The following is a 1,256-nucleotide window of genomic DNA, read 5'->3' on the forward strand; positions in this document are numbered from 1 at the left end:
ACGTCTCGTTTGATGAAGCTGGTGAGAAGAACCTTCGCGTTCACGCTGTCTTCGAGACAGACTCCGGTGACTACCAGTCCGTCGAGTACCCGCTCATCATCGACGTAGAAGACGAAGACGTCGACACGGGCCTTTCGACGAGTGTCGACGAGTCTAATGGCACAGAAACAGTCGTCACTGACTTCACGAATTTCGGGAACAGCGAACTCACAAATATCGAGATCAGTGCGAGTCAGAATGGAGAAGAGGTGGCGAGAGAACTGATCACCTCTGTCGACGCAGAATCGAGTCAATCGGTTGAATTCGATACGGACGACTTCGAGGAGGGTGAGGTAACGTTCACAGCAGAGTACGAGTCCGACGCGACGGACGAATCGTATACCGAAACGACGTCACTCGATACGACCGAATATGGTGAAGTAGAAGGCGAGATTGACCTCAGTGGCGTCGAAGCGGTACAGGAAGACGATAGAGTCACCATCGAGGGTGACGCCGCAAATATCGGGAGTACAGACGCTGAGTCGGTACAACTAAGCGTTCGAGAAACTGCCGAGGTGAGTCCCGTATCACCGTCTGGTGAGTACTTCATCGGAACGGTTGAGGGCAGTGAGTTCGACACCTTTGAACTGACAGCCGAAACGGACTCGAACGTCTCGTCAGTCCCGGTCGAGATCTCGTACATCGTCGATAATGAACGGGTGACGACGACGCAGGATGTGGCCATCGAGTCGATGCGTGCATCGGCGGGCAGTGACGGAGCGCAGGTGGCTGATGAAGATGGCGAGCAAGGATCCGCTGGGAGTCCGAGCGGACCACTCAGTGGTCTTCCCCTGATAGCAGGGACGGTGATTGCAGGACTGCTCGTCGTCGCTGTCGGCATCGGAGTGTATCGGTGGCGCAGTCAATGACCGTAATCGAACTCGACGAGGTCGTGAAACGCTATCAAACCGGCGATGAGGTCATCGAAGCGCTGAAACGCGTCCAATTTCACGCGGACCGTGGTGAGTTGGTTACCGTGATCGGTCCGTCAGGATCTGGTAAGAGTACGATGCTCAATATGATCGGGTTGCTCGACACACCGACAGCGGGAGCGATCCGCCTTGATGGGCGAGAGGTGACCGACTTCACGGAGGACGAACTCACGGAGGAGCGCCGGTCAGGAATCGGATTTGTATTTCAAGACTTCCACCTGTTGCCGATGCTCACCGCGACCGAGAACGTCGAACTTCCCTCGATGTGGGACACGTCCGTGGATC

At 55.7% G+C, this 1,256-nt stretch carries 2 protein-coding genes; both read left to right on the forward strand.

Annotated features, from left to right (window positions below):
- Nucleotides 1–908, forward strand: a 908-nt coding sequence (locus U4E84_RS17795; RefSeq protein WP_322533409.1) for a hypothetical protein, incomplete at its 5' end; no start/stop codon positions are given.
- The coding region (locus U4E84_RS17800) for an ATP-binding cassette domain-containing protein (protein ID WP_322533410.1) at nt 905–1,256 on the forward strand (352 nt) is incomplete at its 3' end. The genes U4E84_RS17795 and U4E84_RS17800, both read left to right, overlap by 4 nt.

This window comes from Halorubrum sp. AD140, assembly GCF_034497445.1.
Classification (GTDB): Archaea; Halobacteriota; Halobacteria; order Halobacteriales; family Haloferacaceae; genus Halorubrum.